Source organism: Sporosarcina sp. NPDC096371, from assembly GCF_044762865.1.
In the GTDB taxonomy this organism is placed as follows: domain Bacteria; phylum Bacillota; class Bacilli; order Bacillales_A; family Planococcaceae; genus Sporosarcina.
In genome coordinates, this window is sequence record NZ_JBIWFE010000001.1 from 1,126,685 (window position 1) to 1,151,398 (window position 24,714).

Here is a 24,714-nt window from a genome sequence, read left to right on the forward strand (position 1 = left end):
TCATGGATATTTATGATAAAATTAATGAATTATATGATAAAAAACGAGCGATTGAACTTGGTGGCGGCGACGAACGAATTGCCAAACAGCACGAAAAAGGTAAGCTAACAGCACGTGAGCGAATCAATTTGCTGTTGGACCCAGATACGTTTGTTGAATTGAATCCGTTTGTGACGCATCGGACACGGGATTTTGGCATGGACAAGCTAGAGGGTCCTGGCGATGGTGTGGTTACAGGCTATGGTAAAATAGATGGTCGACCAATTTATCTATTTTCTCAAGATTTCACCGTTTTTGGTGGAGCACTGGGGGAAATGCATGCGATGAAAATTGCGAATGTGATGGATTTAGCGGCGAAGAATGGTGCGCCATTCATTGGATTGAATGATTCGGGTGGAGCACGTATCCAAGAAGGTGTCGTGTCACTGGATGGTTACGGGGAAATTTTCTATCGTAATGCGATTTACTCGGGTGTCATTCCTCAAATCTCTGTTATTCTTGGACCTTGCGCGGGTGGTGCCGTGTATTCTCCAGCGATTACAGACTTTGTATTTATGACGGATGAGTCAAGTCAGATGTTCATCACGGGTCCGAAAGTTATCGAAACGGTGACGGGAGAAAAAATTTCGTCCGAAGATCTAGGCGGTTCGAAGGTACATAACGCAATAAGTGGAAACGCGCATTTCCGTGGGAAAGATGAAGCAACGGTCTTGCATGATGTACGGAAATTACTTTCCTATTTACCACAAAATAATACTGAAAAAACGCCCGTAACGGGGTATGATGACATGGAGGACTATCGTGCAGATTTGGCAGATATCGTGCCGTTTGAAACAGTTCGACCTTATGATGTACGCAAGGTCATTGACCAAGTTGTCGATACAGATTCATTCATGGAAGTTCAAGCTGAATTTGCTAAGAATGCGGTTGTTGGATTTGCGCGAATGAAAGGGGAAACGGTTGGACTCATTTGTAATCAGCCAAAAGTAATGGCAGGTGGGCTTGATATCAATTCATCGGATAAAATCGCACGCTTCATTAGATGCTGTGATTCCTTTAATATTCCGCTTATAACATTTGAAGATGTAACCGGCTTCTTCCCAGGTATTAAACAGGAGCATGGAGGCATAATTCGTCATGGTGCGAAGATTTTGTACGCGTATTCCGAAGCAACTGTGCCAAAAATGACGGTTATTCTTCGTAAAGCATTTGGCGGTGCTTATGTTGCACTGAATTCGAAATCAATCGGAGCAGATATCGTTTATGCATGGCCGAACGCAGAAATCGCAGTGATGGGTGCGGAAGGTGCAGCTAATATTATCTTTGCCCGTGATATTGCGGCCAGCGAAAATCCAGAGCAAATACGTGCAGAAAAAATTGAAGATTACCGAGAGAAATTTGCCAATCCCTATGTGGCGGCCTCTCATGGTATGGTGGATGACGTCATTGATCCACGCGAGACACGTATTAAATTATTGCAAGCACTCGATATGATGCGCAATAAACAAGAAACAAGACCGAAAAAGAAACATGGCAATATCCCACTATAAGGAGATGTACGGAATGAATAAACAAAGACTGTTGGAAGAATTTTTAGAACTAGTACAAATTGATTCGGAAACAAAAGATGAACGACAAATTGCGGATATTTTGACAGCTAAAATGGAAGCACTTGGATTTTACGTTGAAGAAGATGATTCGGACGACCGCAGCGGACATGGTGCGGGGAACCTGATTGCGACAATGAAAGGAACTGCTGAAGGCGTCGATTCAATCTATTTCACGTGTCATATGGATACCGTTACTCCAGGTCTTGGCATTAAACCTGAATTACGCGATGACGGCTATATTTACTCGGACGGGACAACTATTCTTGGCGCAGATGATAAAGCAGGAATTGCAGCGTTGTTTGAAATGGCGCGTACGTTGAAAGAAAGCAAGCAGCCGCATGGCGAGATCCAGTTCATCATTACAGCAGGGGAAGAAAGTGGACTAGCTGGTGCGAAAGAAATGGATGCGTCATTGATCACGGCGAAATACGGCTATGCAGTCGATAGTGACGGCAAAGTTGGCGGCATCGTGACCGCGGCTCCTCATCAAGCGAAATTACGGACGACTATCCACGGCAAGACGGCGCATGCTGGTGTTGCACCTGAAAAAGGAGTTTCTGCTATCAATATTGCTGCAAAATCGATTGCAGCGATGTCACTCGGGCGCATTGATGCGGAAACGACTGCGAATATCGGACGTTTCGAAGGTGGACAAGCAACGAATATCGTTTGTGATGAAGTGCATATTTTAGCAGAAGCACGCTCAATTGATCCTACTAAGTTGCAGGAACAAACAGAACATATGGTACGTACTTATGAACGTACTGCAGAACTAATGGGCGGGAAAGCTGAAACAGAGGTAGAAATCATGTATCCAGGATTCAGCTTCTCTGAGGATGCTGAAGTTGTCCAAGTTGCGGTGCAAGCCATCCAGAATATTGGACGTACTCCAGAACTAATGACAAGTGGCGGGGGCAGTGACGGCAATATATTCAACGGTGCTGGTATCCCGACAGTAACGCTATCTGTGGGCTACGAAGAGATTCATACGAAAAATGAACGGATGCCAGTTGAAGAGCTAAATAAGTTAGCTGAATTATTGCTGGAAATTGTTCGTGTAACGGTGAATGTTCAAAAGGAGGCGTAAGAAATGAGTGATTTAAAAGCGGTCGTTATCCAATGTGGGAACGAGGAATATGCGATTGCTGTTGAATCGGTTGTGTCGATCGAACGCTTGGAACAGGTTAACCCCATTCCACATCTACCCGATTATATGCTTGGACTTATGCGAATCCGCGGAGAACTTGTTCCGATTATAGACTTTGAACAAATTTTATACGGAAGAAGCGCAAAAGAACATAATGATGTGCGTGTCGTGGTCGTCCAGACCGTGAATTTATTCATCGGATTGCTTGTGCTAGATGCAAAAGAAATTCTTGATATTCCGGAAAGTGTGATGACATCCACAGGTCTGATGGCCTATTCGAGAACACCGTATTTCACAACGGTTGCCAACTTGGAAAATCGCATGATTACGGTTGTTGATCCTGAGATTTTATCCCGTACACTTTCTGGGATGGATGAGATCAGTGACTTCGTGAAAGAACAAGTAGCGCAAGAACAATAACGTTTCTAACCGGACAGTGTCATCTGTCCGGTTTTTACAATGAATGAGGATACCAGGTACTTACACAATTCATAAACCTCGAATTGAGTGAGTACCTGGCATCCCAAGGGGGGAAGAGCCGTGGCGCCGTCTGCGAAAGTGATATTACATTTGGATATGAACAGTTTTTTTGCTTCCGTCGAACAAGCACATGACCCTTCCCTAAAAGGTATTCCGATGGCTGTTGCTGGCAATCCGAAAGAGCGTAGGGGCATACTCGTCACTTGCTCGTACGAAGCGAGAGCACTAGGTATTTACACGACGATGACGGTGGGAGAGGCGAAACGACTATGTCCAGACTTGGTTATTGTCCCTCCCGATTTTGAAAAATATCGGATTGCCTCATCGGCTGTTTTCGACTTGCTACGTTCCTATACAGAACTAGTGGAACCGGTGTCGATTGACGAGGCCTATATTGATATTACTGCAATCGGCGGATTGACAGACGCTGTTAACATTGCATTAAACATGCAACAACGCTTGTTGCGGGAACTCGATTTGCCCTGTTCCATTGGTATTGCACCTAATAAGTTTCTAGCGAAAACGGCGTCCGATATGAAAAAACCGATGGGCATTACGATTTTACGTAAGCGGGAAGTGAAGGCCATTCTATGGCCGCTTCCTGTGATTGATATGCATGGTGTTGGAAAAAGTACGGAAAAAAAGATGCAAGCACTTGGCATTCAAACCATCGGCGACCTTGCACAGTCGGATGAAGTGACGATTAAATCAACACTTGGTAAAAACGGCTTGCGCCTTCGGCAACGAGCCAATGGCATCGATGACCGCGTTGTTGACCCGGAAGCGGCAGAAGAACGGAAAAGTGTAGGTAGTTCAACAACATTAGCTGTGGATGAAACTGATATGGATGCCTGTCTCAAAATATTCAACAAGCTTGCAGGCAGTGTTGCCAAGCGGCTTGATAACAGGCAACTTGCGGGGACGGTCGTGATGATTCAATTAAGAACCGCCGACTGGCGCAATCAAACGCGCAGCCGGACTGTTTTAAATCCACTCTATAAAGAGCAAGATATCTACAGAGAAGCTGCGAATTTATTCAAAAAGTATTGGGATGGTGAGCCGATTCGTTTGCTTGGCATTACAGTATCTAATGTCATCCCGATGCATGAATTGCATGAACAGCTGTCATTTTATAATTTTGAAAAGCATGCTAAAGAAGAACAAATGGATAATCTTCTTTCGCAGTTAGAACAAAAATTTGGTCCTGGTTCAGTCAAGCGGGGCAACATATGAAAGGATGGATGCCAATATGGAACTGCAATTTTTAGGGACAGGTGCAGGTATGCCGTCCAAAATGCGCAATACATCAGCTGTCGTTTTGAATTTATCTGCTGAAGGGCAAGGCTACTGGCTCTTTGATTGCGGAGAAGCGACGCAGCATCAAATTTTACATACCTCTTTGAAGCCGAGGAAAATCAGTAAAGTATTTATCACACATTTACATGGTGATCATATTTTTGGGTTGCCCGGCTTAATCGGCTCGAGGTCATTTCTTGGTGGACATGAACAGCTTGATATCTACGGGCCAGTGGGTCTTGAAGAATGGCTGGAAACGACGCTGCGGATCACCAAAACACATTTAAACTACGAGCTTCGAATTCATGAAATTGAGGAAGGCATTGTTGTTGAAGATGATGAATTCTTGGTTGTTGCTAAAAGCTTACAGCATGTGATCCCATGCCTTGGTTATCGGATAGAACAAAAGCCGTTGCCAGGTAAATTACTAATTGACAAAGTGAAAGAGGCAGGGGTTCCCAATGGACCACTGTTGAAACAGTTAAAAGACGGGGAAGATGTGACGTTGGAAGACGGGCAGATTGTACGCAGTCACGATGTCACAGGAGAACCGCAGGACGGATTTACGGTGGCCATTGTCGGCGATACGAGTTATTGCGAGGCGGCTGTTGAGTTGGCGCAAGCTGCAGACATTCTTGTCCACGAGGCAACATTTGATATGGACACGGGAAATTTAGCAAAAGAGTATGGACATTCGACGATAGGGGATGCGGCACATACGGCGCAAGAGGCAGGCGTGAAAACACTGATCGCCAATCATATTAGTGCTCGCTTTATGCCAAGTGATGTGGCGAAGTTGAAGGCACAAGGCGAAGTCATTTTCCCCGCCCTCCATATCGCGGAAGACTTTGCGCGGTTTGAGTGGAAGAACGGGTCCGTAATTGCGTCGCGGTCATAAGGTAGTTCATAACGAACATTACCTTACTGGTGCCGAGTATCATGTCATCAAAAACCCACTTCTCCTTGTCTAGGAGAAGTGGGTTTAAACTATTTCATATTATTTCACAGCCATCACTTGTCCTTTAGTCATGCTTTCCAACTCATTAGGCGTCAACTGAAACACCGCTTTCGGATGTCCGGCAGCAGCCCAAATCGTGTCATATTGAAACAAATCTTCATCAATCAAAGTGCGTACAGGATTTTTATGCCCCAATGGCGGTACTCCGCCGATGACGAAGCCAGTCGTGTCACGGACAAAATCAGCATCTGCTTTCCCTAATTTATCCTCCAGTTTTTGAGCAATTAACTTCTCATTGATTCGATTAACGCCACTCGCTACTACTAACAGCGGCTCATTGGTACTTGTTAAACGGAAAATAATTGACTTGGCAATCTGTGCCACCTCGCAGCCTAAGGCGTCCGCTGCTTCTTGTGCCGTTCGCGCACTATCCGTCAATGTGACAACTTCATTCTGGTAACCTAACTGCTGTAACTTGTCTTGTACTTGCTGTGTACCCTCTGTTAACTTTTGCATGAACTTCATTCCTTTTTTATGTAATTTGAATAGATAGTTTTATGTGCATTATACAATATTCGACCAGACCACGACTTTTTCCTTTTCATTTCGCTAATACCTTAGATTACCAATTCGGAAAATATCCGTTATAATAAAAGAATCAAAGATAGGGGGACTATCATGAAAGCTTTTTTCAAAAACGCTTCTAAGGTTTCATTTACTTCTTTGTTTACAACTATTATTGTTTTTTTATTATTCGTCTGTTTTCTCGAGTTTGTCAGTAATGATGTAAAGATTATCCGAATGACGGCGAAAATACTCATACCTGTTGTCTTAATTTTTTTAATGCTAAATCCCATCAGTGGATTCATCTATTCATTTTTCATGAAAGGGAAAAGTAAAATAATTATGATTTTCCTTCACTTAGCCTGCATATGTACGATTTCATTTTTTGCTTTTATAGGCATGATGTTTAGATACTTTGTTCCGTTTGCTCCGTGAAATAGGAAGGATTTCAGTAATCTCATTATCAAGAAATGGACATTGTTCAATACGAAAAAACCCACGAAAAATCCCTTCGTGGGTTTTCTATTTCTACTATTTAAAATACCCAACCTCGCGCATACTGCTTTGGTGATTCAATTTCTACGCCAAGTTCTTTCGCGGCGGTATAGGCCCAGTACGGATCACGTAGCAATTCTCGTGCTAGTAAAACCACATCCGCACGTCCATTTTTCAATATTTCCTCTGCTTGTATACCCGTTGTAATCAGCCCGACCGCGCCAGTTGCGATGTCGGCACCTGCTTTGATTGTTTCAGAAAAGGGCACTTGATAACCTGGGAATACATCAATTTTAGCAGAGACGACTGCTCCTGAACTAACATCAATTAGGTCGACACCTTGTTCTTTCATCCATGTGGCCATTTCCACGTAGCTGTTAGCTGTCATGCCACCGTCTGCGTAATCATGTGCGGAAATACGTACGAAAAGGGGACCCTCCCAAACCGTGCGCACTTCTTCGATGATATCACGTAATAAGCGATAACGATTTTCCGCTGAACCTCCATACGTATCTGTTCGTTTATTTGATAATGGTGATAGGAATTCATTGATGAGATAACCGTGTGCTCCGTGGAGCTCGATGACATCGAATCCGGCTTTTTTTGCACGAATGGCTCCCTCTTTAAACGCTTGCACCGTCTGTTGAATATCCTCCAGTGTCATCTCAACAGGTGTTGGAAAGCTATCACTGAACGCTAAGGCGGATGGTGCATAAATATCGCCCTCTACTGTAGCTTTCCTTCCAGCATGTGCAAGTTGGATGCCTGTTTTGGCTCCGTGCTGCTGCATCAAGCGTACTGCTTCTGCTAAGCCCTCGACATGATCATCACTCCAAATACCAAGATCCTGCGCTGAAATCCGTCCAGCCGGCTGTACGGCCGTTGCCTCGACAATAATCAGTCCAACTTGACCCACCGCACGTGTGGCATAATGAACTTTATGCCAATCCTCGACCATGCCATCCTCATTCAGACTCGAATACATACACATCGGCGCCATGACGATGCGGTTTTTGAATGTAGTATTGCGTATTGTAAATGGTTCAAATAATTTAGCCATCATCTCAACCTCCCCGGGTAATCTTCATGATTAGTATAGCAAAGGGAGGTCAGTAAGAGAGGGAATGCGGCTTGTTAATTTCTGAATATGAAAAGTTTTTGTATACATAAATCCTCTAGTAACGTTATAGCTAGTGAAAGGAGGGACAGGTATGGGGACTCAGCCCTCAAATGAAGAAATAACTCAGTTATCGAACGAAATCGTTTATAAGCTTTGCGCAATGGGGGCTAATCCGCAGGATGCTCGTGATATTGTGCAAGAATCCCTTTACCGTGGATTTTTGAACATCGATGCCATCCCGGCGCATGCGTTTAGAGCTTGGCTATACAAAGTGGCCATCAACCAATATTACGATTTGTGCAGGAAAAGAACGCGTCACCCTACGATTGAATTGGATGACGATCATTTGATTGACAAAAACGATGTGGAAAATGCGGTCATTGAACAAGAAACAAAGGCTGAATATGACAGGGCATTGCAAAAATTAAATGCTGTCGAACAGCAACTTGTGAAAATGAAGTACGAAGAAGGCTATTCCTACAAGGAAATGTCTGGGCTACTCGATATAAAAGAAAATACGATTAAAACCTATTTATATCGTGCTAGAAAGAAGCTCATCACTATTTTTAGGAGGGAAATGAAATGACGAATACCCCGTTTACAACAGACGCTATCGAAAAGATTGTGCGTCAAGCAAAGAGGAAAAGTATAGGACGCACTATCATTAGCTCAACTATAGCAGTCATTGTGCTTGGAACCATCTTGATCATGTGCAATGGGAAAATCGTGAATCGAGCGTATAACAAGGCGATGCAAGAGAATCAGCTATTGTATAAAATCTCGCAGCCAAATGTAAAACGAAATGGTGTGACATTCGATTATGGCATTTTGTCAGGAAGTTATGCGTACTATAAATATAAAGTCATTGAAGACAAAGTCGTTCCATGGGGAGAAGAACAACAAACATTTAACGTATTTGGGCATAATAATCCTTCAACAGAATTTGATAATATAAGAGTAGGGGAAAATGAGGAAACGTACAGAAATTATAATCCGATTAATGGCCAGCGCTCGATGTTGTTTTATCATCCATGGTTTGACTATGTAACGATGGAAAATGATTTAGACCTCATCCATGCAGCGCCAGATGATGCAGTGATGGAAGTCGCTCTGTCATTCGACCAACCATATTCCGTTGATGAAGTGCAGGCGTTTTTCCCTTTACATAAAAAAATTTCGTGGTATTGGGCAAATGACTATAATCAAAATGATAAAAAACAATTACAAGGCCTGCATGATTCAGGGAATACAGCGACCCATGTCTATGGCTTTCTTGCTACAACAGAAGTATGGGAAGGCAGCAAGCCCCAGACAGAACAAGATTATCTAAGGTTAGTCAATGAATTAAAAAATAGCGGAGGCTATGACCATATTGTCAATCGACTGTTAAAGAGTGCAAAACAGAATGAAAAAGAAGGACTCATACTAGGCGTTGTCATAACGGGGACGAAAGAGGAATTGTTGGCTTTGGAACAGGATCATCACATCAGAGCGATTTCGTTAGGAGCAGTGGCTAGAGAATGGTAGTGTTTTAGCCTATTTGCAGGATAAACAGAATCTCATGTAGAAGACTGTCTGTATCGAAAAAAGGGAGTGATTAGAAGTGCAAGCATTACTAGTCATTGATGTCCAGAATGGTATCGTGAATCTTGGAGATTTTCAGCAAGAATTAGCATTGATGGAGAATATGATCAAGGACTTCAAAAGTCAGGATAAACCTGTTATTTTCGTCAGACATTTTGATGATGCGGAGGAAAGTCCCTTATACGAGGGGTCTATTGGTTCTGAGTTACATTCTTCGCTAAGAGAATATGCCGATTGTATTGTTGAAAAACAAACGCCAAGCTCCTTCTTTAATACGAATTTGGCTTCATTGCTAGAAGAACTAGGCATAAAGCATTTGTTCATAACAGGCTTTAACACAGAGTTTTGCTGCATGTTTACCGCCATTTCCGCATTTGATAGGGGCTATCAGGTGACCTTTATCGAAAATGCGACGGGAACTGTCAATACGGAAGTAACGTATGAGATGAAGGGATTAGACATCGGAGATTTCGTCGGGACGGTTTTGCATTGGTCGGATGTCATTGAGGTGCTGTATTACGAGGAATATGTCGAAAAGTATGCAATCAATAAGACCGTGTAAAGTAGAGGAGGCTTTTATGCCTCTTTTTTTTGTTGTCCTCAATTGAAAGAAAAATTAGGAACTTTAGAATTCAATGAACCGTCTACATAACAGATGAACAATGAAAGCAGGTGCACGTTATGAGTTATCAATGGTTGGAATGGGCACAACGAATTCAAGCCTTATCACAATCAGGCTTAGCCTTTTCAAAGGATATTTACGATATTGAGCGCTACGAAGAATTACGTATGATAAGCGCAGAAATCATGCAAGATCATACTGGTTTAGAGATGCAAAAAATCAAGGATTTATTTCTAAATGAAACAGGCTACCAAACGCCTAAAGTAGATGTACGGGGCGTCATTTTTCAAGATGATAAGCTATTAATGGTTAAAGAAAAATTGGATAATCGTTGGTCATTACCAGGCGGATTTTGCGATATTGGTCTGTCTGCTGCCGAAAATATTATCAAGGAAATCAAAGAAGAGTCCGGCTATGACGCGGTGCCAACGAAATTGCTTGCTTTGTGGGATAAAAATAAGCATTTGCACCCTCCTCAGCCTTATCATTATTATAAAATATTTATTCAATGTGAAATTATTGGAGGACAGCCGGTGACGGGCATTGAAACATCGGATATACAGTTTTTCTCTGAAAGCACTATTCCCACCCTATCGACTGACAGAGTTGTTGCGTCACAAATCAACACTCTTTTTGAATTTTTAAAGGACCCTAACAAAGCAACGTTATTTGATTGAGGGGTGGCGATAAATTTGGCCGTCGGTAAAAAAAGGTGGAGTAAGCTTTATGAAATCGTTTTCTTCACAGTCTGTGGGCTATTTTTTGTGTGGTCAGCTATAGGCTTTATTTTTATTCTGTTGTTAACGATTGACTATTTTGCGCAATAATGAGGTGATTAATAAAGTGACTTCTTCTGTTAGAAGTAATCTGAAAAACATGATAGTCTTGATCCTATTTATTGTAGTTGTGGGTTCTGTGTCTTATTTCGCTGTGCACAAGGCCTCATTTTTACCAAATGGCTATGATATTGTTTCACAGCAAAAAGATAGTGTCACCGTGAAATCATTTAATCTAATTGGTATGGAAAAAGATACAACAACCGTAGTGTTTTCTGAAGATGATGCTTGGAAGATTAATTATATGAGTGATCAAATCAAGAGGCAGAAAGAGTTTTTATGGCTACTATTTACGACCAGTAGTTTTTGCATCCTTTTGCTTGTTAGAAAATTACGCGTAGGGAAGAAATGGTGGCGTGCAATCTGGGAAAGTAATCTGATTATGACGATTTCTATTCCGTTAATTATCATCAATAACTCTTTGACGACTATACAGAGTTTGATTGCAAACCTATGATTCGAGAGTTAAAAGAATTAAAAGTGGGGTTTGAAATGAGAAAAGTTGAGGTTAAACCTTATGACGAACAATGGGGTCCAATGTTTGAAGAAGAGTCGCGAAGATTGTTTGAAATCTTCGGTTCTGAAATAGTTGAATTGCATCATATTGGGAGCACATCTGTGAGCGGGCTACAAGCAAAGCCAATCATTGATATGATGCCTGTCGTTAAGGATATAGATCGAATTAATGACTATAACAAGGCAATGATTGCCATTGGCTATGAACTAAAAGGGGAAAACGGGATAGTTGGACGTCGCTATTTCCAAAAAGGCGGAGATCATCGAACTCACCATGTCCATATGTATGCACAAGGTGATTCAGAAATTAAACGACATCTTGCATTTCGAGAATATTTACGAGCACATCCGGAAGTTGCGCGAAAATATGGGGATGTAAAGGTGGAGTTGTCTCAACGCTTTCCTTATGATATTGAATCGTACATTAAAGGAAAAGAACAGCTAGTATCCGAGATTGATCGGAAAGCGAAAGATTTTGAAATCTAATATACGGGGGAGGTTTAACTTTTGTACAACAAAAAGTTGAATAAATCTACATTAGGAATAGTAGGATTCGTACTTATTATTCTTATGGGTTGTTCACCAAAAGAGAATAACTCGAATGAAACAGAAATAAAAGAAAATAAGACAGAACAAATATCAAATGTGGAAAATTCTCCTGAACCATTAGAGAAATCATCAGCAGAAATATTACGTGACTTAGCTAATCAGGAATTTTCAATTGAAGAAGATCAGATGAGTGATGCATCCGAAACCATTGTAAACTTTGGAAAAGCTTTCGTAAATCTTTATAGCGGAGCAGTTGCAGAACAAGAAACAGTATCATTTAAAAATTATATTTCAAATGAAAACCTACTTAAATTTACAAATAAAATGTTGGAATTAGAGAAAAAGAAGGAATTAAAGGGTGGCATTGGTGTAAGTTTTGGTCTGAAAAACGAATTTAAGGATGTAGAGTTCAAGAAAATGGATGAGAATCTTTACTACCTAACTCTACCTTTTTCTTACCAAGGGTCTGGATGGGGTTGTAAAATGTTGGTTCAATCTGAATACAAGTCATTAAAAATTGTTGATGTGTATTTTGGAAACAAAGATGGTGTAGATACCATTGTAACAGGCCATCCTGCGGATAGAAAACTTGATAATCCAAAATTATGGCATGAACAACAATGGGTTAATGCTGTTTTTGAAAAGCTTGAACAATACGAAACAGAACTTTTAAGCATGTAAGTGCATTATAGAATAGAACTTTGCACAAAAGTAAGGAGTTTTAAAGGGGAAGTTGTCTTAGCGCTATCACGATGAGTTTGATGGAATATGAACCATCAAAAAGCTCTTTTTGTTGTGAAAAAATCAAGTAGTTCGTTCGATTAGAAAATAAGCATGGAAATGGAGATTGAGAGAATGACACAACCAAAACATAGTGTTTCAGCAGCAACTATTGTACTAAACGATCGAAACGAAATTTTATTGATTAAAGGACCCAGGAGAGGTTGGGGGATGCCTGGTGGACAGGTTGAAGAAGGAGAAACGTTGAAGGATGCTGCGATTAGGGAAACTAAAGAAGAATCGGGAATCGATATTGAAATAATAAAGTTTTGTGGAATATCTCAAAATGTAAGTGGCACAATCAGTACATTATTTTTGGCTACGCCGATTGGAGGAGAACCAACAACCAGTACTGAGAGTCTGGAGGTAGGTTATTTCCCAATTGAAACAGCATTGGAAATGGTTACTTGGAAAAATTTTAGGCAGAGAATTGAATACTGTCTAAATGACGAAATGCAGCCATTTTATATTGAATTTTAATTAGGCTTTTTCTATGCTATTTTAATTTTGAAGAATGCATGATATCAGGTGAAGGAGTATCTATTGAATTGACTTGGAATATACTGTTTTTGATAACTTCTTCGACTAGCGGAATAGTGAAATATATAATTGGAGGGGTACAGTGAAAACTCGAAAAGGTCGTCTGATTTTATTGGGTGCCAATTTTTTGATATTCGTCCTATTAAATATTTCATATTTTTCTAATGACTTTTATACACCACAACAAGATGCACAAATGACCAAATTAATGGTATATGTGTTTTTCATGTTTGTTTTTGTATTATTTGGGGAATGGTTTGGAACCTTTGACGAGGATTGCCCACGCTTAAAAAAATATTTATTTAGAAGTGTAGCGATTATTTGGGTTCTATTTTTGCTGATTCTTGTTAAGAATATGATTTTTGGATAACGGGCGTGCAAAATGACAAAGAAAATAATTATTAATCCCTAATACTTATCGGGTGTTATGGGTTCGTTGGCTGTTTATTTTTCAGTATTTTAATAAAATGAACCAATCCTTATTACCATTTTATGAGGTGAAAGATATGGTTTTAGCTATCGTTATTATTATATCATTATTACTTGGAGCAACGGTGCTATTGATTTGTGGGAAAGAGAATATCGAGGGCATAATTATTCCATTACTTGTTTTATGGGTAGGCGATTTCTTGCTTCTGTATGCAAAATTTGTAGTGGGTGACTCGACCTCAACGTTTTTTCTTTATCTTCCTGCGATGATTCTGCTTGGAATTCCAGTAATTTGGTTTATCACTATTGTGGTGAAAAGTAATGGAGGAAAAGGTAGTGAAAAAATCGTTCGTGCGATTGTATTTTCCTTGACGATGACAATTATCATTGTTTTTGTACCGTCATTAAAATCAGAGGGGAAATTCAAACTGTATCAAAACGATTTTTTTGATGTTTCAGATGCAATTTTCCAAGCGTACGATGATGGTAAAGTATCAGTTGGAGAGCATTATTCTAGTAAAGAAATTATGGGGAAAATGGAGAAACTAGAACGGTCTGCTGGCGTATATGGCTATGATTTGGTAGATAAAGATGTCATCTATTTTAATTTTGGTGCTGTATTCCATTCAATCAGGGGAATTGCAATATGTAGGAATGGTAAAGATCCTTCCGTAGATCAAATACTGCCACCAAGTTCCTTTGATGGTATGACTACGTATAAGTATATAACGCATGGTGTCTATCATTTTAGTGATGGATTATAAGCAGTGATTTCTTTGATGAATAATAGTCTCGTGCTTCTACTAATGGGGAGAGGTTTAGAATGAATGATTATGAACAATTTAAAAGGAATAGTTTTGAAACCTACTCATTTACTCGCTTGGTGAGAACCCCGAGTTTAGAGTTCTTCTTTATTCGTGGAATAAATGAAGCACAGAATTTTAGTGAATATTGGGATGGTAGGATGATAGAAGTATTGGGATATCTTGTTTTATTTACAGATATTCAAAATGACGAACAAACAAATTATATTTACCTAATCGAAGATGAAGGTAAGAACTATGAGGAAATTACCCGTTTCACTAAGATGTTTGCAAGTGAAATGAGTACAGCCTATGAAGTATTTGACATGGAGAATTTTACAGTCCAAATGACGAATGTATATCAAAGAGGATTGCTCAAACAAGACATTGTTGATTTTATAAAAAGAATTGTTAACGAGGATATTCCAGAGATTATTTGGGAGGAAATGAAATGAAAAAACTTTTTTTATTCGTAGCCCTGTCGGTGTTGGTATTAAGTGCTTGTGCGAATAACGATTCGCAATCAAATACTATTTCAACTGTTGAGCTAACAGAAAGAGAAAATGCTATATTGACAATTACTTCGGATAAATCATTCGTTTTTGATTTCGATATTGATAGCGAATATAAAGAGCTATCTGTCTGGGTTGAAAAATATGAATTCGGAAAATTGGTTGATGATAAAATAAATTCTATCATTACACCAGTAGAGACAAGTGGCTCTATTGTTTTTGCAACCTCGAAATGGGATGGCAGTGTAAAACACCAAGCATTTAATATTGGAATAAGCAGTAATGGTAGCACGGGTTCATCAAGTAACCTTATTGAAAACTTGACCGGTTTAGATAAAATGTCAAGTGTGTGGGGCGATTTTCTAGAAGAGAACAAGTCAATTGAAGGAGAATTAGTATTGGCGAGTATCTGTTATTCAAGTGATGACAGTGGCATGAGCAGTCTTTCCAATGATTTTTATAATGATGTTGAGGGGCATATGGGTGAGTTAGACAAGTATGATGTTGTTTATCTTCTGAAAGCGGAGTTTAATATTGGTGAAAATGGAGGAGATAGTTAATGCGTACTGTAACAGGTCATGAGAATCTTGGTCAATCTGACAAAAATATAAAGGCAACCATCGCTCTGATTCTAGGTATTCTTTCTTTAGTGTTATCAGTAATAGCAATAATAGGCATCGTACTTGGTATTATCGGCCTTATATATGGTGTATTGGCTTTAAGTGAAATAAAAAGAATGAAGCGACAGGGGCGAAGTATTGCTATAGCAGGTGTGACTTGCAGCCTTATAGGGATAGCCTTTCCGATTATTTTAGTCATCCTCTTTTTCAGCCTCACTTTGAAGTTGAATTAAGTGGCTTCGATATAAAACTAGGATAGAATTTCTAGTATGTGAAGTAGCTTCAAGAAAAGAACAAGGACTGGGGGCCGACACAAATGTTTTATTGTAATGTTGATGAGGATCTTACACTAAAGTTGTTAACGCAGCATAATACTACTGAACTATTTACTATTATAAATAAAAATCGTGATTTTTTGAGAGAATGGCTTCCGTGGATTGATAGTAAAAAGTCCGTTGAAGATGTTCAAGATTCAATCGAAAGATGGGGAAATAAATACATAGCCGATAAAGCAATAAATGCAGGAATCTTCTTTAAAGGACAACTTGTAGGGATGGTAGCTTTTCCTGAAATAGATTGGCAGGGAAAAAAGACAAGCTTTGGCTATTGGCTTTCGCCTGAATTTGAAGGAAAAGGCATCGTCATAAGATGTGTAAATGAATTAATAAAGTATGCCTTCTATAAATTAGACCTAAATCGTATTGAAATTAGTTGTGCAGAAGATAATGTTAGAAGTAGGGCCTTACCTGAAAAATTGGGTTTTATTAAGGAAGGCATTTTGCGTGATCATTACTATTTGAATGGAGATTTACATAATTTAGTTGTCTACAGCTTGTTAAAAAGTGACAGGGAGAAAGACAAGGGAAATTAGTGTCCTCCTAACATGTATGGTAGGAGGAATTAATCAATGGAATGATTAATAACGAAGGGGATAATTATGAAGGATAAGAATGAAAAATGGAGTATTAAAGAAATCAAAACACGTTATTATGTATCGACTGGATTGATACTAGGTGCGATTTCTGGATTAATTTTTTATGTGAAAGACTGGTTATGATTTAAGATGTTGTTTGAAAGATGTACCGTGCCCGTTGAGAACAGACTAACTGATGGCCTCTATAGTACCTGAGTTTTCATAAAAGGCAGTATCCAATAACCTGTTTCTACCGACATTGTGGCGTGCGTTTCTTGTATGGCTAACGAGAGGCTTACTTGAAAATGAAGAAGAGTGGAGCGATGGGAATTAGGGGTTCAAGAATTATGCATTTGATTAGCGAAAATCATTTTTACTTGGCGTCAATGCCCCAGATGCTATTTCAACTAAGGACTTATCGCATTTCTTTAAAGTTGAGGTTCAAGATTATTCAAGAAGTGTTGATTATAAAGGATTTTTACTTAAATATAGCTCGCACGTAGAAAATCATTATATATTGGGGTACTTTACACATTTAATCGCCGATGACATATGGCTGAAAGGTTTTTATCTTCCTTGGTTGAAAAATAGAATGGAAGCAAATAAAGAAATGCTTAATGTATACCATAATGATTTTCGATTACTGAATGGAAAAATATTAGAATACTACGTGTTTACAGATGAAATTAGGGAAATGCTCAGTTATCCTCCTACAATCGTTGATTTGCAAGAGGTTAAATCCGCAGTTGTTGAAAAATTCATTCCGTATGTCCTCGGCGATATGGAGTACGATAAGAAAGTTATGCGTTAAAAACTTAATGTATTTACGTTTGATCAGATAGTTGGTTATATAGAGACATCAGTGGATATAGGGATATTAAACGTATACTCGCTGAATCTATTTTCAATTAATAATTTTGAACAAGGGGTAGCTTAGTTTAACAAGTGAGCATTTAATCACATGATACTATTGAGTTATTACAAAAGCCGAAGTAGGGGAATTAATTTGGAGCTTATTTCAGAAAAATTATTGTTTATATTTTTGTTCATTTTTATCATTCACTCAATAGAAACCCTTGCTTATGCTGTTAGGCTGTCGGGTGCAAGGGTAAAATTAATTGCTTCTGCTTTATCTTTATTTAATCTAATGGTTATCATCTCAAGATTAGCTAATATGATGCAACAACCTTTTACAGGAAGTCTCATTGATACTGCGCCTCCAGAAAATGCTTTAGATTTTGTAGAAAACCAATATAGATTTCTTATTGGTGCTTCAACATTTGGAACATTAGTTGGCATCCTTTTACTTCCCACTTTTATTGCATTATTTTCAAGAGCTATAATCCATTTATCTGAAGAAAGAGGCTCGATTCCTAGTCTAGTTAAAAAGGGACTATCCTTTGAATATATAAAGCGTGGAATAAAGCATTTTAGTTTACCCAAAATAAGTTATTTGAAAGATATTAGCGTAAAAGAAATCCCTCTTAAATTATTTTTAGTAAATATGATAATTACAGCGATATATACAATCGGGGTACTATCTGCATTATACGCATCATTATTGGCACCTGATAGAGCTTCAACAGCCATTATGGCATCTGGACTTATAAATGGTGTTGCCACTATTCTTCTAGTAATATTTATTGATCCAAAAATTTCTGTTCTTGCTGACGATGTAGTTAATCAGAGGGGAAGCTACCTCAAGCTTAAGAGTATTTCTTTAATGATGATTACTTCGAGACTATTTGGAACTTTACTTGCACAGGTATTATTTATACCCGGTGCCAAGTATGTAGCATGGCTTACAAAATTCATGATTTAATAATCATTGCGGTTGTTCATTCCTGTGAAATCTAACAACTCACGTAGATTAGTAATAGGGAGATTAGTGGAACAGCATGACTCATTTGAGGGTGAAGGATAATAATATCGAACGGAGGAACTAAATTGGATTATGTTTTAGATCACGTTGGAATTGCTGTTAGAAGTATTGATGACGCTCTTCCATTTTATCTTAATGTATTAAATGGATTATTAGAGGACCGTTATACAAGTGATGCACCTGGTGTTGAAGTGCACGTTGCCGTTGTCAGAACGAATGATAAAGTAATTGAATTACTGGAACCAACCAACGTGAATTCACCAATGGCTCGGTTTATAAAGCAACGAGGAAAAGGTGTGCATCATATTGCATACCGAGTTGAAGATTTGGACAAAGCAATACTTGAGGCAAGTGAAAAAGGAATTCGTTTTTTAGAAGATACACTACGCACTAACACACGTGGAAGAAGACTTATTTATGTTAATCCCGCATCAACGCAGGGAACTTTAATTGAACTTTGTAGCTATTCGAAGAACTAAAATGGATTTATATGTTAAAGTGAGTTGTCACAAAGCTAGGTTCAATATCAAAGGCGGGGAAAAAATGAGCACACACGTATATTTAACAAGACACGGGGAAACGGTTTGGAACACAAAGAAACTTATGCAGGGGTGGAAAGATTCGCCTTTAACAGCGAAAGGGGTAAAACAAGCAAGACAATTATCCCAAAGATTATCTGATGTTCCATTGAACGCTATTTATTCTAGTACGAGTGATAGGGCAGCGAACACTGCTGAAATAATTAAAGGGGATAGACCCCTAAAAGTAATTAAAATTGATACTTTAAGAGAACTTTCCTTCGGAAGATGGGAAGGTAAAACGTTTGATGAAAATGAAAAGGAAAGCCCTGAAGAATGGTTATCTTTTTGGGGAACTCCCCATCTCTTTTCAAATGATACAGTTGAACCCTTTGTTAAAGTGCAAGAAAGAATGGTTAAAACAATAAACAATATAGTAAAACAGCATCCTTTTGAAACTGTTTGTATAGTATCTCATTCTATTGCACTTCAACTGTTGATGGATTATTTTGAAAATAATGCACTTGAAAATTTATGGTCTTCTCCAGCAATACCTTCAACAAGTTTAACTTTGGTTAAGATAAACAGTGTATCCAATGAGATTTTATTTAAATATGATACCTCTCATATGGAAGAGTAATACATAGGTTAAAGATGAACTATCATTTCAATTTTCGGACCTTTTCTCTTTTTATTAATAAAGTTTTGAGAAAATGGCATAACGGAGAAAAGAAAAAAATGTTATCCTATGGCCATGTAAATGATAAACATAAAAAATGATTGGACCATTAGAATTTTTTTTATTGTCTTTGTGATTATTAGTTTTTTCACTAACGTCATACGTGATCCTTTAGAGTCTATTTGGTTTTTGGAAACGCATTTCCTTTTGTTTATTTTTATAGCTGCAACCGAAACAGTAAGAGTAATTATGGAGAAGAGATATGCAGAAAACAGGAATGGGTATATCTTTCGGGCTATTCGATTATTGGTAATATCGAAATTTTTACTTTCGGTGTTTACGACTGATTTCTTTGGATTGTTTGGATGATAAAAAAACTATCTTGAACAATCGGGCATTTTTGGGAGTAAAGAGGATTCAGAGGTTACATCTTGAATTTATAGTTACACCATTAAATCATAGAAGGGAGTTTGCATGGATTTTACAATTCGTAAAATGCCGTTTTATAATAAAATAGGTCTTGTTTTGAAGGTGGTGAAATATGGATTGCGTTTTATCGGAAGAAGCGGCGTTAAAGGTGAAACGGTGGCCTAAAGATACTATAGCTGCGGGTCGTCGTCATACCGTTGGGCTTAAATCTGACGGAACGGTGACGGCTGTGGGTGATAATAAATATGGACAATGTAATGTAAGCGATTGGCATGATATTGTGGCGATTGCGGCGGGTAATGTTCATATGGCGACGAACACGGGTAATGCTCATACAATCGGTCTTACATCTGATGGCACGGTGGCGGCTGTGGGTTGGAATAAGCATAGCCAATGCGATGTAAACGGCTGGCGCGATATTGTAGCGGTAGCGGCGGGTTGGCGTTATACAGTCGGTCTTAAATCGGATGGCACGGTGGTAGCTGTGGGACGAAATAATGAAGGCCAATGCAATGTAAGCGGCTGGCGTGATATGGTGGCGGTAGCGGCAGGTGACTGGCATACCGTCGGTCTTACATCTGACGGCACGGTGGCGGCTGTGGGCAATAATCGGTATAGCCAATGCAATGTAAGCGACTGGCGCGGCATTCAACTGCCCGGCAATTAGTTTTCGGATATCCGTAAAAGTGTGTTAAAATCATCTCCTTTTCTGGTCTTCAACAATCTGACGCGATTGTTGAAGACCAGAAGCCTAATTCCTCGTTCAAGATACGGAGGGGTTAGGCTTTTTTATCTTTCAAAATGTTCAACGTTATAAATTTGCACTTACTTGAAGTTAATTCATTGATAAACTCATTGGCAACGAGTGGTACATTCTTATGGCCGTAATCATTACCAACGCGAAGAAAAAATAAATTGCATCATGTTGTCCACTTCTCCGTATGGTTTGTCTATCTATAGGGTGAAAGCATCATTCGTCTAGGCCCAAGACGTCGTGCTGTCGTCAGAAAACACCAAGGAGGATTCGTGATGAATTTACTAATTAAAGAGTCACCACTTCAAGTGGGATTGAATGCAGCCATTTTACTTCGGCTACTATATTTTAGACTGCTCATCTCGACTACTATTCGGGATGGGCATAAGTGGGTTTACAGAACATATGAAGAGTGGAAAAACGAGGAGTACCCATTTTGGTATGTCGGTACGATCAATAGAGCGGTTCTTGGGTTGGAAGATAAAGGGTATATCATTGCGGCTTCTTCGTATAATCGGATGAAAATGGACAAGACGACAAGGTACCGCATTTTTTATAAAAAGCTGCAATATTAGATGGTGCAAGTTGCACCATCGATGAATGACAAATCAGCTCAAGAGGAAGTGCAAATTGCCCTCACTACACAGGGCAAAATGCCCCTAGCAATAACTTAAAAGAATAAGAGTATTAAAAAAGAACTTGTCGAGTACGATCTCGACGTTGTGTCTGTCGCTGATTATTTGAATGTCAAAGCAAGCAATTTAAAGCGCCTTCGAAGGCGACAGTATGATTGATGAGAGGGCGTTTCAGTGAAGGGAACACATTGAGGGCTTATAAAAATGCCATTTGAATTTATTTTATCTAAATAGACTAGGGCACTCATTAACAATGACAAAGTGTGGTTTGTTATAGGATAATGGTAATATATTTGATGGACAAAATATGATGCGGAAAACTCGAAAAAGAAGGACGTGCTAAATAATGAATGTAGAAACGGTTATGCAGGAGCTTGAGGTCCTTGGCAAGGAACGCATGAAAAAAATGTATATGTCCAATGGTGCGCATGAGCCGCTTTTTGGCGTAGCTACGGGCGCAATGAAACCAATGGTAAAGAACATAAAAATAAATCAGCCATTAGCTGAAGAACTTTATGCCACAGGGAACTACGATGCCATGTACTTCGCAGGCGTTATTGCAGACCCAAAAGCCATGACGGAGTCGGATTATGATCGTTGGATAGATGCGGCGTATTTTTATATGCTGTCGGATTATGTAGTGGCCGTAACGTTATCAGAGGCAGATATTGCACAGGAAGTTGCAGATAAATGGATCGCAAGCGGTGAAGAGCTAAGAATGTCAGCGGGCTGGAGTTGCTACTGCTGGTTGTTGGGGAATCGGAAAGACGCTGAGTTTTCGGAAAGTAAGATGTCCAATATGCTTGATTTGGTAAAAAAGACAATTCACGATTCACCTGAACGAACGAAATCCGCTATGAATAATTTTATATACACAGTGGGGACTTCCTATTTGCCGCTCCATGAAAAGGCAGTCGAGACTGCAAAGGCGATAGGAGTAGTAGAAATCAAACGGGACAATAAGAAAAGCAGTTTCGTAAATGCTTGTGAAAACATCGAGAAAATGGTTGATAAAGGGAAAATAGGTTTTAAACGCAAGCATGTAAGATGTTAAAAGTAGCCTCATCCTTCTAAGAATAAAGGCAAGGCTGGTGCCAATTGTTTATTTACCTTTCTCGCCAGCCTTGCCTTTAAAGTAAGAGAGAAGGCGGTAGATGTTTACTTTCCTAATGGGAAGTTTTGTTGGAGATGACATCTGGTATATAATTGGAACATGAGAGGATGATTCTAATGAACAAGCGAAAGGAAGCTACGCCTAGATTTATTGTAGTGATGTCCATTATTTTCGGTATAATCGTAATTCTTCAAAGTGTTCAAGTTATATACACGCCTCATACATTTGTAAGAGTTATAAACTTAATATCTACAATCTTTTTATCTTCAGTAATTGGGGCCTTTATTAGGGAATTATTTATTTTAAAGAAGAAAGAAAAAATCATGTAAATTAGTGAAAATGCATAGCAAAAGAGACTCAGAAAAAGCTGAGTCTTCTTTCGGCAAATAGATAAAGGCAAGCCTGGTGCAACAACCAAAGTAAGACTCGTGTTACTCATAATAGGTGTGACAGTTCATGATGCGAAATTAATCAGTTACTACCAAGCCCAATAAAGAAGCCATTTGAATGGCCTGATAAGAATTTACTTTGCACCCTTTAAGATCTTCAAAAGATACGATAAGCGATTCAAAAGTAGAATTACTTAGGTTAATCCCTTTAAGTGGCGTTTTTTCAAAGTTTGACCCGTCAATGTTACATAAGTTAAATTCGACATTCTTAAAGATACAATCATAAAAATCGGAATTTACTAATGAAGTCTCTTGAAATTTTACTTTTTCTAGTTTTGAATTTCCGAATGCGGTTAAGTTCAGTATAGAACTGTCGAACTCTATGTTGCCGAAGCGTGATTCTGTCAAATCTAGACCTAATAATTTGCAATTCCTAAATACTACCCTATGTATAGAAGAATTACTTAAATTGGCATTAGAAAAGTCGCAATTCTCAAAAACAACATCTGTAATTTCGATATAGCTAAAATCAGTATTGTTAAACTTACAATTTTTTACGATCATTTGAGATAACCGCGGTCTATCCAATACTTCATTCGTAAAAAAAGAATCATTAATGATGCACAATTCAAGTTCTGGATCTTCTTGATAAAAAATATCTTGGAAATTCATTGTAGGTAAATCATTGGGTATTCTTGGTGAATCGATTTTCAAATGAATGACCTCTTTCAAACATATTGTAGGTATATCTGTTCAAGGAATGTACTTTTCACCTTGAATCATAACTGTAAGCCATGAATGATTAATATAAAAGACTATATTTTTGTCGGAGTTTGTGTGCACTGTGCTTTGGAAGTGAAAAATGATTTTAAGAGGAGGCTTTTTTATGAAGAAACTGTTGATTCTGGGTGCTAGTGGGCTGGTTGGGAAAGCAATCGCGAAGGAGTGCGCGGAGAATTTTGATGTATACGGAACCTACTTTTCAACAAAAACGGAACTTGCAAACGACAAGCAATTTCAATTAGACGTTCAGGAAGAGGGGCAAATAAGAGATATACTCCATTCTGTCCAACCTGATATCATTGTTTCGAGTTTACGGGGAGATTTTGACGAGCAGTTAGTATTCCACCAAAACTTAGCGGAAGCCATAAAAAATAAAGCGACTGTACTCTATTATTTCTCAACAACCAATGTTTTCGATGGTGATTTGTCGAGGCATCACAGTGAATCAGACATACCTATTGCTAACTCAGATTATGGTCAATTTAAAATAAACTGCGAGAATATGCTAACGCAATCACTTGGAAATCGTTCTAATATTATTAGAATTCCAGGTATTTGGGGAAAGAATTCATCTCGTATGAACAACCTAAAAAAGAATCTTGAAACAGCTGAACCCATCCAAGGTTATAGTAATTTAGAATGTAGTTTTTTGTCAGATTCACAGTTAGCCCGACAAATGCGCTTCATTTTTGAACATGAATTGACTGGAATATTCCATTTAGGTGCGGTTGATATGGTGAAAGAGTATACATTTATCGAAGAGTTGGTTGATAGATTAACCAATAAGGAAATTGATATACAATCTAACGCTTTCGAAGACAGAGGGGTTACATATTATTTCGGTCTTGTGTCAAATCGCGAAGATTTACCAGATGAACTTAAAATCACTAATAAGGAAATAATTTCTCGTTTGGTGGAATGAATTTTATACTGTTAGTAGATTTAACGAGTGTTACGTTTCAATAGTAGTGTACAGTTTCCAATCTCCAATCACTTAATATGATTGGAAAGTCATTAACAATATACGATGGGAATGCTATTGTAGAGATTGCTCCGAAAATTTATAAGTATTGATTTTCGGAGTGTCAGTCCAATATAATGTGACTGGGTGTCATGGCCCCCTCCTGAAGCAAGGAGGGGGTCTCTATTTGGTGCAG

General features: G+C 38.9%; 31 protein-coding genes and 1 pseudogene. 29 read left to right on the forward strand and 3 right to left on the reverse strand.

Going from position 1 to position 24,714, the window contains the following annotated elements:
• The first annotated feature begins 2 nt into the window (after positions 1–2).
• The 5 genes from ACIQ0H_RS05450 (at position 3) to rnz (ending at position 5,431) form a co-directional block, all read left to right on the forward strand.
• Positions 3–1,550, forward strand: coding sequence for an acyl-CoA carboxylase subunit beta (locus tag ACIQ0H_RS05450; protein ID WP_403412006.1), 1,548 nt, complete (start codon positions 3–5; stop codon positions 1,548–1,550).
• Positions 1,551–1,563: 13 nt separating this feature from the next.
• Complete coding sequence (locus tag ACIQ0H_RS05455; RefSeq protein WP_403412009.1) at positions 1,564–2,697, forward strand: M20/M25/M40 family metallo-hydrolase; 1,134 nt, start codon at positions 1,564–1,566, stop codon at positions 2,695–2,697.
• Positions 2,698–2,700: 3 nt separating this feature from the next.
• Positions 2,701–3,177 carry a chemotaxis protein CheW gene (locus ACIQ0H_RS05460; protein WP_403412012.1) on the forward strand — a complete coding sequence of 159 codons (477 nt, stop codon included), beginning with the start codon at positions 2,701–2,703 and terminating at the stop codon, positions 3,175–3,177.
• Between the two features lie 120 nt (positions 3,178–3,297).
• Entirely contained in the window at positions 3,298–4,470 is a 1,173-nt protein-coding gene (locus ACIQ0H_RS05465; protein WP_403412014.1) for a DNA polymerase IV, read from the forward strand.
• A gap of 16 nt (positions 4,471–4,486) precedes the next feature.
• Positions 4,487–5,431, forward strand: coding sequence for a ribonuclease Z (gene rnz, locus ACIQ0H_RS05470; protein WP_403412016.1), 945 nt, complete (start codon positions 4,487–4,489; stop codon positions 5,429–5,431).
• A gap of 99 nt (positions 5,432–5,530) precedes the next feature.
• Here the strand turns inward: rnz and ACIQ0H_RS05475 are convergent, their stop codons facing one another.
• The gene (locus ACIQ0H_RS05475) at positions 5,531–6,007 is read right to left on the reverse strand and encodes a YbaK/EbsC family protein (RefSeq protein ID WP_403412019.1); all 477 of its coding nucleotides are present in this window, start codon (positions 6,005–6,007) and stop codon (positions 5,531–5,533) included.
• A gap of 162 nt (positions 6,008–6,169) precedes the next feature.
• Here ACIQ0H_RS05475 and ACIQ0H_RS05480 point away from each other — a divergent pair, with 162 nt between their 5' ends.
• Positions 6,170–6,490 (forward strand): hypothetical protein, encoded by a 321-nt coding sequence (locus ACIQ0H_RS05480; protein ID WP_403412021.1) that lies wholly within the window; start codon positions 6,170–6,172, stop codon positions 6,488–6,490.
• Positions 6,491–6,590: 100 nt separating this feature from the next.
• Here ACIQ0H_RS05480 and namA read toward each other — a convergent pair whose 3' ends face one another.
• A complete protein-coding gene (namA, locus tag ACIQ0H_RS05485; RefSeq protein ID WP_403412024.1) occupies positions 6,591–7,613 on the reverse strand; it encodes an NADPH dehydrogenase NamA in 1,023 nt (340 codons plus the stop codon).
• A gap of 148 nt (positions 7,614–7,761) precedes the next feature.
• On the opposite strand from namA, the gene ACIQ0H_RS05490 reads away from it, so the two are divergent.
• The 22 genes and pseudogenes from ACIQ0H_RS05490 to ACIQ0H_RS05595 all read left to right on the forward strand — a co-directional run bounded on the left by ACIQ0H_RS05490 (position 7,762) and on the right by ACIQ0H_RS05595 (position 22,325).
• The gene (locus ACIQ0H_RS05490) at positions 7,762–8,256 is read left to right on the forward strand and encodes an RNA polymerase sigma factor (RefSeq protein WP_403412026.1); all 495 of its coding nucleotides are present in this window, start codon (positions 7,762–7,764) and stop codon (positions 8,254–8,256) included.
• Positions 8,253–9,197 carry an anti sigma factor C-terminal domain-containing protein gene (locus ACIQ0H_RS05495; RefSeq protein ID WP_403412029.1) on the forward strand — a complete coding sequence of 315 codons (945 nt, stop codon included), beginning with the start codon at positions 8,253–8,255 and terminating at the stop codon, positions 9,195–9,197. Before ACIQ0H_RS05490 ends, ACIQ0H_RS05495 begins: the two co-directional genes overlap by 4 nt.
• A gap of 76 nt (positions 9,198–9,273) precedes the next feature.
• A complete protein-coding gene (locus ACIQ0H_RS05500; RefSeq protein WP_403412032.1) occupies positions 9,274–9,816 on the forward strand; it encodes an isochorismatase family protein in 543 nt (180 codons plus the stop codon).
• 119 nt (positions 9,817–9,935) lie between these two features.
• Entirely contained in the window at positions 9,936–10,553 is a 618-nt protein-coding gene (locus ACIQ0H_RS05505) for an NUDIX hydrolase (protein WP_403412035.1), read from the forward strand.
• A gap of 199 nt (positions 10,554–10,752) precedes the next feature.
• Positions 10,753–11,169: a hypothetical protein gene (locus tag ACIQ0H_RS05510; protein ID WP_403412038.1), complete on the forward strand. Its 417-nt coding sequence runs from the start codon at positions 10,753–10,755 to the stop codon at positions 11,167–11,169.
• Between the two features lie 35 nt (positions 11,170–11,204).
• Positions 11,205–11,714: a GrpB family protein gene (locus tag ACIQ0H_RS05515; RefSeq protein ID WP_403412041.1), complete on the forward strand. Its 510-nt coding sequence runs from the start codon at positions 11,205–11,207 to the stop codon at positions 11,712–11,714.
• A gap of 21 nt (positions 11,715–11,735) precedes the next feature.
• Positions 11,736–12,458, forward strand: a complete 723-nt coding sequence (locus ACIQ0H_RS05520; protein ID WP_403412044.1) for a hypothetical protein — start codon at positions 11,736–11,738, stop codon at positions 12,456–12,458.
• A gap of 174 nt (positions 12,459–12,632) precedes the next feature.
• Entirely contained in the window at positions 12,633–13,037 is a 405-nt protein-coding gene (locus ACIQ0H_RS05525; RefSeq protein WP_403412047.1) for an NUDIX hydrolase, read from the forward strand.
• Positions 13,038–13,179: 142 nt separating this feature from the next.
• A complete protein-coding gene (locus ACIQ0H_RS05530; protein ID WP_403412050.1) occupies positions 13,180–13,467 on the forward strand; it encodes a hypothetical protein in 288 nt (95 codons plus the stop codon).
• A gap of 136 nt (positions 13,468–13,603) precedes the next feature.
• On the forward strand, positions 13,604–14,290 hold the full coding sequence (locus ACIQ0H_RS05535; RefSeq protein ID WP_403412053.1) for a hypothetical protein: 687 nt from the start codon (positions 13,604–13,606) through the stop codon (positions 14,288–14,290).
• Positions 14,291–14,349: 59 nt separating this feature from the next.
• Positions 14,350–14,784 (forward strand): hypothetical protein, encoded by a 435-nt coding sequence (locus ACIQ0H_RS05540; RefSeq protein WP_403412056.1) that lies wholly within the window; start codon positions 14,350–14,352, stop codon positions 14,782–14,784.
• Positions 14,781–15,401 carry a hypothetical protein gene (locus ACIQ0H_RS05545; protein WP_403412058.1) on the forward strand — a complete coding sequence of 207 codons (621 nt, stop codon included), beginning with the start codon at positions 14,781–14,783 and terminating at the stop codon, positions 15,399–15,401. The genes ACIQ0H_RS05540 and ACIQ0H_RS05545 overlap by 4 nt, the downstream gene beginning before the upstream one ends.
• Positions 15,401–15,694, forward strand: coding sequence for a DUF4190 domain-containing protein (locus tag ACIQ0H_RS05550; RefSeq protein ID WP_403412061.1), 294 nt, complete (start codon positions 15,401–15,403; stop codon positions 15,692–15,694). The genes ACIQ0H_RS05545 and ACIQ0H_RS05550 overlap by 1 nt, the downstream gene beginning before the upstream one ends.
• 83 nt (positions 15,695–15,777) lie before the next feature.
• Complete coding sequence (locus ACIQ0H_RS05555; RefSeq protein WP_403412064.1) at positions 15,778–16,332, forward strand: GNAT family N-acetyltransferase; 555 nt, start codon at positions 15,778–15,780, stop codon at positions 16,330–16,332.
• 559 nt (positions 16,333–16,891) lie between these two features.
• Positions 16,892–17,185: a hypothetical protein gene (locus ACIQ0H_RS05560; RefSeq protein WP_403412067.1), complete on the forward strand. Its 294-nt coding sequence runs from the start codon at positions 16,892–16,894 to the stop codon at positions 17,183–17,185.
• Positions 17,186–17,380: 195 nt separating this feature from the next.
• Positions 17,381–18,196, forward strand: coding sequence for a lipid II flippase Amj family protein (locus ACIQ0H_RS05565; protein ID WP_403412070.1), 816 nt, complete (start codon positions 17,381–17,383; stop codon positions 18,194–18,196).
• 125 nt (positions 18,197–18,321) lie between these two features.
• Positions 18,322–18,735 carry a VOC family protein gene (locus tag ACIQ0H_RS05570; protein ID WP_403412073.1) on the forward strand — a complete coding sequence of 138 codons (414 nt, stop codon included), beginning with the start codon at positions 18,322–18,324 and terminating at the stop codon, positions 18,733–18,735.
• A 1-nt stretch (position 18,736) separates the two neighbouring features.
• Positions 18,737–19,414, forward strand: coding sequence for a histidine phosphatase family protein (locus tag ACIQ0H_RS05575; RefSeq protein WP_403412075.1), 678 nt, complete (start codon positions 18,737–18,739; stop codon positions 19,412–19,414).
• A gap of 120 nt (positions 19,415–19,534) precedes the next feature.
• Positions 19,535–19,822, forward strand: coding sequence for a DUF4181 domain-containing protein (locus ACIQ0H_RS05580; RefSeq protein ID WP_403412078.1), 288 nt, complete (start codon positions 19,535–19,537; stop codon positions 19,820–19,822).
• A gap of 172 nt (positions 19,823–19,994) precedes the next feature.
• Positions 19,995–20,531: pseudogene (locus tag ACIQ0H_RS05585) on the forward strand (RCC1 domain-containing protein); the annotation flags it as partial.
• Positions 20,532–20,911: 380 nt separating this feature from the next.
• Positions 20,912–21,211, forward strand: coding sequence for a hypothetical protein (locus ACIQ0H_RS05590; protein ID WP_403412081.1), 300 nt, complete (start codon positions 20,912–20,914; stop codon positions 21,209–21,211).
• Between the two features lie 406 nt (positions 21,212–21,617).
• Positions 21,618–22,325, forward strand: a complete 708-nt coding sequence (locus tag ACIQ0H_RS05595; protein WP_403412084.1) for a DNA alkylation repair protein — start codon at positions 21,618–21,620, stop codon at positions 22,323–22,325.
• Between the two features lie 527 nt (positions 22,326–22,852).
• Here the strand turns inward: ACIQ0H_RS05595 and ACIQ0H_RS05600 are convergent.
• Positions 22,853–23,488 (reverse strand): pentapeptide repeat-containing protein, encoded by a 636-nt coding sequence (locus ACIQ0H_RS05600; protein ID WP_403412087.1) that lies wholly within the window; start codon positions 23,486–23,488, stop codon positions 22,853–22,855.
• A gap of 172 nt (positions 23,489–23,660) precedes the next feature.
• Here ACIQ0H_RS05600 and ACIQ0H_RS05605 point away from each other — a divergent pair, with 172 nt between their 5' ends.
• A complete protein-coding gene (locus ACIQ0H_RS05605) occupies positions 23,661–24,479 on the forward strand; it encodes a sugar nucleotide-binding protein (protein WP_403412089.1) in 819 nt (272 codons plus the stop codon).
• Positions 24,480–24,714: the final 235 nt, after the last annotated feature.

Excerpts from the sequence above, each read along its gene's own strand:
- ACIQ0H_RS05450 (WP_403412006.1), top strand. The coding sequence starts at position 3 with ATGGATATTTATGATAAAATTAATGAATTATATGATAAAAAACGAGCG.
- ACIQ0H_RS05455 (WP_403412009.1), top strand. The coding sequence starts at position 1,564 with ATGAATAAACAAAGACTGTTGGAAGAATTTTTAGAACTAGTACAAATT.
- ACIQ0H_RS05460 (WP_403412012.1), top strand. The coding sequence starts at position 2,701 with ATGAGTGATTTAAAAGCGGTCGTTATCCAATGTGGGAACGAGGAATAT.
- rnz (WP_403412016.1), top strand. The coding sequence starts at position 4,487 with ATGGAACTGCAATTTTTAGGGACAGGTGCAGGTATGCCGTCCAAAATG.
- ACIQ0H_RS05475 (WP_403412019.1), bottom strand. The coding sequence starts at position 6,007 with ATGCAAAAGTTAACAGAGGGTACACAGCAAGTACAAGACAAGTTACAG.
- ACIQ0H_RS05480 (WP_403412021.1), top strand. The coding sequence starts at position 6,170 with ATGAAAGCTTTTTTCAAAAACGCTTCTAAGGTTTCATTTACTTCTTTG.
- namA (WP_403412024.1), bottom strand. The coding sequence starts at position 7,613 with ATGATGGCTAAATTATTTGAACCATTTACAATACGCAATACTACATTC.
- ACIQ0H_RS05490 (WP_403412026.1), top strand. The coding sequence starts at position 7,762 with ATGGGGACTCAGCCCTCAAATGAAGAAATAACTCAGTTATCGAACGAA.
- ACIQ0H_RS05495 (WP_403412029.1), top strand. The coding sequence starts at position 8,253 with ATGACGAATACCCCGTTTACAACAGACGCTATCGAAAAGATTGTGCGT.
- ACIQ0H_RS05505 (WP_403412035.1), top strand. The coding sequence starts at position 9,936 with ATGAGTTATCAATGGTTGGAATGGGCACAACGAATTCAAGCCTTATCA.
- ACIQ0H_RS05510 (WP_403412038.1), top strand. The coding sequence starts at position 10,753 with ATGATAGTCTTGATCCTATTTATTGTAGTTGTGGGTTCTGTGTCTTAT.
- ACIQ0H_RS05515 (WP_403412041.1), top strand. The coding sequence starts at position 11,205 with ATGAGAAAAGTTGAGGTTAAACCTTATGACGAACAATGGGGTCCAATG.
- ACIQ0H_RS05525 (WP_403412047.1), top strand. The coding sequence starts at position 12,633 with ATGACACAACCAAAACATAGTGTTTCAGCAGCAACTATTGTACTAAAC.
- ACIQ0H_RS05535 (WP_403412053.1), top strand. The coding sequence starts at position 13,604 with ATGGTTTTAGCTATCGTTATTATTATATCATTATTACTTGGAGCAACG.
- ACIQ0H_RS05540 (WP_403412056.1), top strand. The coding sequence starts at position 14,350 with ATGAATGATTATGAACAATTTAAAAGGAATAGTTTTGAAACCTACTCA.
- ACIQ0H_RS05545 (WP_403412058.1), top strand. The coding sequence starts at position 14,781 with ATGAAAAAACTTTTTTTATTCGTAGCCCTGTCGGTGTTGGTATTAAGT.
- ACIQ0H_RS05550 (WP_403412061.1), top strand. The coding sequence starts at position 15,401 with ATGCGTACTGTAACAGGTCATGAGAATCTTGGTCAATCTGACAAAAAT.
- ACIQ0H_RS05555 (WP_403412064.1), top strand. The coding sequence starts at position 15,778 with ATGTTTTATTGTAATGTTGATGAGGATCTTACACTAAAGTTGTTAACG.
- ACIQ0H_RS05575 (WP_403412075.1), top strand. The coding sequence starts at position 18,737 with ATGGATTTATATGTTAAAGTGAGTTGTCACAAAGCTAGGTTCAATATC.
- ACIQ0H_RS05580 (WP_403412078.1), top strand. The coding sequence starts at position 19,535 with ATGATAAACATAAAAAATGATTGGACCATTAGAATTTTTTTTATTGTC.
- ACIQ0H_RS05590 (WP_403412081.1), top strand. The coding sequence starts at position 20,912 with ATGAATTTACTAATTAAAGAGTCACCACTTCAAGTGGGATTGAATGCA.
- ACIQ0H_RS05595 (WP_403412084.1), top strand. The coding sequence starts at position 21,618 with ATGAATGTAGAAACGGTTATGCAGGAGCTTGAGGTCCTTGGCAAGGAA.
- ACIQ0H_RS05605 (WP_403412089.1), top strand. The coding sequence starts at position 23,661 with ATGAAGAAACTGTTGATTCTGGGTGCTAGTGGGCTGGTTGGGAAAGCA.